Source organism: Aquabacterium sp., assembly GCF_004297345.1.
Classification (GTDB): Bacteria; Pseudomonadota; Gammaproteobacteria; order Burkholderiales; family Burkholderiaceae_C; genus Aquabacterium.
Window position 1 is genome coordinate 1 of record NZ_SCTN01000522.1, and the last position, 5,506, is coordinate 5,506.

At 58.8% G+C, this 5,506-nt stretch carries 5 protein-coding genes; 3 read left to right on the plus strand and 2 right to left on the minus strand.

Features of this window, described 5'->3' with window-relative positions:
• Together EPO09_RS20240 and EPO09_RS20245 are read left to right on the plus strand one after the other, a co-directional pair.
• Nucleotides 1-760 (plus strand): ABC transporter permease (locus tag EPO09_RS20240; protein ID WP_290646056.1); only part of this gene is annotated, 760 nt, incomplete at its 5' end.
• Between the two features lie 3 nt (nucleotides 761-763).
• Nucleotides 764-2,224, plus strand: coding sequence for an alpha/beta hydrolase domain-containing protein (locus EPO09_RS20245; protein WP_290646058.1), 1,461 nt, complete (start codon nucleotides 764-766; stop codon nucleotides 2,222-2,224).
• A gap of 52 nt (nucleotides 2,225-2,276) precedes the next feature.
• Here the strand turns inward: EPO09_RS20245 and EPO09_RS20250 are convergent, their stop codons facing one another.
• Nucleotides 2,277-3,599, minus strand: coding sequence for an acyltransferase (locus EPO09_RS20250; protein WP_290646060.1), 1,323 nt, complete (start codon nucleotides 3,597-3,599; stop codon nucleotides 2,277-2,279).
• A 20-nt stretch (nucleotides 3,600-3,619) separates the two neighbouring features.
• A complete protein-coding gene (locus tag EPO09_RS20255; RefSeq protein ID WP_290646062.1) occupies nucleotides 3,620-4,945 on the minus strand; it encodes an acyltransferase in 1,326 nt (441 codons plus the stop codon).
• A gap of 279 nt (nucleotides 4,946-5,224) precedes the next feature.
• Between EPO09_RS20255 and EPO09_RS20260 the strand changes: the two genes are divergently transcribed.
• Nucleotides 5,225-5,506 (plus strand): hypothetical protein (locus tag EPO09_RS20260; protein WP_290646064.1); only part of this gene is annotated, 282 nt, incomplete at its 3' end.

A 5,506-nucleotide genomic window follows, 5' to 3' on the forward strand; every position in this document is an offset into this window, starting at 1 on the left:
GTGCCGGGGCGAAAGACGCGGCACAACCGAGATCATCGTTGGGCAAGCTGTGGCGCACGGTTTCGCCAACATCAGCCTGGGCAACACCTTGATGATGGCTGGCCGTGAATGGACCATTGTGGGCATCTTCGACGCGCAACGCAGCGGCTTTGACTCCGAGATCTGGGGCGATGGCGACCAGGTGATGCAGTCATTCCGCCGCACGGTGTATTCGTCCATCGTGTTCAAGCTGACCAATGTCGAGGCCTTTGGGGGCGTGACCAAGGCCGTGCTGGAAGACCCCCAATTGCAACTCGATGTGAAGCTGGAACAGCGCTTCTATGCCGAACAATCCGAAGGCATGACCAAGTTCATCAAGCTGCTGGGCTTGTCCTTGTCGGTGATCTTTTCCATCGGCGCCATCGTCGGGGCCATGATCACGATGTTCGCGGCGGTGGCCTCACGCATAGGTGAAATCGGCACCCTGCGCGCCCTGGGTTTTCGCAGAGAAGCCGTGCTGATTGCCTTCCTGGGCGAAGCGCTGGGCCTGTCCTTGGTAGGCGGCCTGCTGGGCCTGGCTGGTGCCTCGGTGATGCAGACCGTCAACATTTCCACGATGAACATGGCGACCTTCTCCGAACTCGCCTTCCGTTTCAAGCTCACCTGGGTTGTGGGCGTTGAAACCATTGCCTTCTCCCTGCTGATGGGCTTTCTGGGCGGCTTTGTGCCCGCCTGGCGCGCCGGCAAGCTGAGCATCATCGAGTGCCTGCGGCAGGCTTGATAGATGTACGCTGCCTTACCTGCCCGCGTTGCCCGGCTGCTTGGCCAAGGCTTGCTGGGGCTGGCCTTGAGCACGAGCCTGGCATATGCAACGACTCAGGAGGCCGACAAGGCCAGCGCCGCCGTGCCAGCACCGATCGCCGCAGGCACCTACACCTGGCAGGCAGCTGACTCAGGGCGCCCGGTATCGAGCAGGCAAGCTCAGCTGACGGCCGATGGGTATATCGAAGAAGAATGGCGCCTGCGAGGCCAGGCTCAGGCCTATGCCAAAGACGGCGACTGGGGTGACGACGGCCGCTGGAAACTCAAGCTGCGTGGCACCACGCAAGCTTATGACACCCGCGTCCTGATTCGCCGTCCGAAGGATCCAGCCCGCTTCAACGGCATCGTGCTGGTGGAATGGTTGAACACCTCGCTGGGCTTCGACATCGATGGCGGCTGGATTGCCACCCGCGACGAGTTATTGCGTGAAGGCTATGCCTGGGCAGGGGTGAGCGCAGAGCGAGCCAGTGCACTGTCACTCAAGAAGGCCAACCCACAGCGTTACGCCCAGGTCAACATCAGCGACAGCGACTACTCGTTTGACATCTACGCGCACGCTGCCTCGGCCCTGCGGCAATCTGCCAGCCAGTGGGGTCCAGCCTCGGCACCCAAGGTCAAGCTGCTGGGCATGGGCTACTCGAAATCAGCGTCTTTCCTGTTCACGTTCATGAACGCATTTCAGCCCGTGAACAAAGCCTTCGATGGCTACTACCTGCGCGGCGCAACGCCTGCGGCCATTCAGGTCAATGGCTGGCACATCAACATCGTGATGCCATCGGTACGACGGGATCTGGGTGTGCCGCTGATGCAAGTGCAAACCGAGATGGAAGTCGGCATCAGTTGGCCCCTGTCCAAAACAAAAGACACGGACATGCTGCGCTACTGGGAAATTGCGGCCGGCACCCACCTGGATCAACTCATGCAGGACGAGTTGCTGAAGTCCAGCCAGCAAGATGCTCATATCCCCAAACCGGATTGCCTCGGTCCATCCAGCCCACTGCAAATTGAGCTGTTCGATCATGCCGCATTGCATGCCTTGCGCACCTGGATCACGGATGGCACACCGCCTCCAACAGTCGCCAGACTGCAGCGCACGGACATCGGTTTTGTGAAGGACGATGAACTCGGCAACCCCATGGGCGGTTTGAGGCTGCCCGATCTTGATGTGCCGATCGCACGCTATGGCGTCTTCAACAACGGCCCGCGCAACTTCTGGAGCTTCTGGGCAACGTTCGCCTGCATGTCCGGCGGCAGTGTCAAGCCTTTCGATGCCGACACCCTTCGCGCGCGTTACCCCAGCGATCAGGCTTACTACCAAGCCTACAAACAAGCCGCAGACAAACTGCTGCAGGCTGGCTTTCTACGCCCCGCCGGCCACGCCCAATTGCTGAATGCCGCCCAGGCCGTTCGACTACCTCATTGAGCTCACTCACAGGTGGCAACTACCGGCCACACCCGCAGCATCGGATCTTCGCTCAGCTACGAATGTCGTCGGCCACCAGACGTTCGCGTAGCGCGGCCAACTCCGCAGGCGTCGCTGTCACGTGCAGGTCCACGCCACCGTCCTTTTGCGGGTTGTGAACCACCATCAGCATGCGGATGGTCATGGGGCAGATGTCGTACCAGTCTGGCGTTCCTCGTCCCAGGTCGATATCGTAGATCGGCAACTGGACCACATTGTTCTGGATGAGGCCGCCGCGCAAGGTCTCGATGGTCGGCTTGAAGATCAGTCGCCACACTGATTTTTTCTGCCGGTACTGCTCGGTGAGCGTCAACATCTTGAACAGGCTTGCCGTGCTGACCTGATCGTTATCCGGTCTGCATTTCTCTGCCAGCACAGGCACGCTGAGCTCTGCCAGCTCCTGCTCCGAATAGCGCGCCTCGGCATAACAAAGTGCGTTGCCAAAGTAATCGCGTGGCAACTTCAGGCGGCGCTTGTATCGCAGATCCAGCACCAGCCCCACACTGCGCGCCACGCCTCGCGGCATACATGCAGAAAATGCCTTCATGGCATAGGCGGTCGCCAACTCAACTGTGCTCACACCAGCAGAATCTGGCATCTCGGCTTTCGCCTGTGCCTTCCATTTTTGAACGGCCGTTGCAGGGATGCGCAAGACTTCGCTCTTGAAACCAGCTAGCGCACGCCAACCCAGGCGCGCCATGATGCAGGCGAAATCAAGCATCCGCGGCGCCACCATCAGGTCATAACTGGCAGGATCAATCGGCGTCTTGCCGGCCTCGATCAACACGGCCCGGTCGAAAGATGGTGGCTTGATCTCCAGACCAAGGCAGGCATTCGACCAATTCTGCATGAAGCCCCAATAGCTTGAGCCATCCATCAAGGAGTGCGGCGCATAGCAGCACATCACGATGCCCTCGTCATCGTATTGAAAGATGTTGACCTGCAGCAGCGCTTGATCTTTGTCCACCACCTGCCAGGGCTGCACCAGCTTGTAAAAGCGTTTGATGTCCTGCTTGCCCTGCAGATTCTCCGGGCCATAAGGCATCTTGCCCTCACAGCGACTGACACGAAAGTCAATGCCGCCATCGTTGACATCGACATAGACATGCCCCTGCTCGTCCTTCTTGTATCGACCAGCCAGGATGGGGTAGTGCTTGAGCGTCTCAACCAGGGCGCGCTCAACCAGCGCCAGATCAAAGCCCTTCTTGTAGACCAGCATCACCGGGATACCGGCATGCGCGTGGAAGATATCCAGGCCGGTGAGGTACTGACGAGGACCCGTCACACCCGCGTGAAGCCGCTTTTCAAGCATCGATTTCGAACGAAACTGGGCCATGTGCCTTCCAACCTTGAGGATCAGCGGAACTGCGAAATACCGTCCGCAAGCAACTGCGCGCGAAGCGCCTTCAACTCCGCCCAGCTGGCGGCCATGTGCAGATCCACGCCACCATCCTTGGCCGGCGTCGATACCAGCGCCATCATGCGGATGGTCATGGCAAACGTCTCGTACCAATCGGGTGTGCCATTGCCCAGATCGACATCGTAGATGGGCAACAAGGACAGGTTGTTCTGAACAATGCCGCCGCCCAGCGTGTCGATGGCAGGCTGGAAGATCAACCGCCAGATCGTGTTCTGCTGACGATGCCGCTCTGCCACAGCCAGCAACTTGGACACGTAGCCCGCGCTGACCTGATCAGCGGCCGGCCGGCACTTTTCTGCCAAAACGGACAGGTTTTCCTGAGCCAGTTCCTGCTCCGAGAAGAATGCCTGCGCATAACAAAGCCCGTTGCCGAAATAGTCGCGCGGCAGGGCAAGCCCTTTGACGTAGCGCATGTCCAGCGCCATGCCGATGCTGCGCGGCACATCAGGCGGCATCAGTGGGGACAGCGCCTTGAGCACATAGCTGCTCACCAGCTTGCCAGTGTTCACGCTGGCCGATTCAGGCAAGACAGCCCTCGCTTCATCCTTCCACTTCTGCACGGTAGCGGCCGGGATACGGAAGATCTCTTTCTTCATGTCCGTGAACGCTCGCCACCCTAGCCTGGCCATGATGCCCACACCCTTCAACAGGGGCGGCGGATAAATCAAGCCAAAGCCTTTCGTATCGATATCGGCCTGCCCAGCCTTGATCATCACACTGCGATCAAAAGAAGGCACCTCGATCGGCAAGCCACGGCAGGCGCGTGACCAGTTGACCATGAAGCCAAAGAAGCTGGACCCATCGAAGATCGAATGCGCGATGCACACACACATCACGATGCCGCCATCGTCGTAGCGGTGAATCTCGACTTGCAGCACAGGCTGATCCTTGCCCACCACCTGCCAGGGCATGAAGCGCTTGTAAAAGCGCAGGAGATCATCGCCCAGTGGATTGTGCTCGCCATAGGGCATGGCACCATCACACCGGTACACCGTGAAATCGATGCCGCTGTCATCGGCATCCAGGTAGACCTCACCATGCGCATCCTTCTTGATGCGCCCCGTCACCAATGGGTAGTGCTGGAGCAGCTCTCGCATACCCCGTTCGGCCAACTCGATGTCAAACCCTCTCTTGTAGACAAACACGAGGGGCACGCACACATGGCCGTGCAAGATGTCGATGCCCGTCAGAACTTGCCTCGACGCAGTGGCGCCCGCGCGAAGACGTTTGCCGAAAACCAGATGGCGACGCCACTTGCTCATAAAACTTCCGAAAATGCAGTCAAAAATAGATCAACCATGCACATTCGTGCTGATGAGTGTCTGTAGCGAGCCAAATTTCATGACGGTTGTATAACATCGTTAGGCGGAGGTATTTTTCCAGAATGCATGTCACGCCCCGAGGAGGGCTTTCCCGACCCGTGAACAGATGGAACCCGCCGACACCAATCCCCCTCCGACCGGCATACCACCAAGGTAAACTCCAATTGATACCTCACGAGTATTCGGTAAAATGGAATATTTTTTTCGAGGAAGTGGTTCATGTGGGGAAAATTGCTCTCAAGCCGCTGGTGCATACCGATCGCCGCGCTGATCGGTATGCTGCTGGTCGCCCCGACGATCAATATGGGGCTGATGGGGGATGATTATCTGCACTGGTCCCTGCTGACGGGCCTGGCGAGCAACCCGCAACCTGGTTCCATTTACGGACTGTTCACTTTTGCCAACGGCGACCCACACGCCAATCAGGCAATGATGGACTCCGGCAAGCTGATCTGGTCGGCCTCAGAAACCCTGCGAATTTCCTTCTGGCGCCCTCTGGCA

Coding starts and splice junctions, on each gene's coding strand:
- EPO09_RS20255 (WP_290646062.1), bottom strand. CDS start 4,945: ATGAGCAAGTGGCGTCGCCATCTGGTTTTCGGCAAACGTCTTCGCGCG.
- EPO09_RS20250 (WP_290646060.1), bottom strand. CDS start 3,599: ATGGCCCAGTTTCGTTCGAAATCGATGCTTGAAAAGCGGCTTCACGCG.
- EPO09_RS20245 (WP_290646058.1), top strand. CDS start 764: ATGTACGCTGCCTTACCTGCCCGCGTTGCCCGGCTGCTTGGCCAAGGC.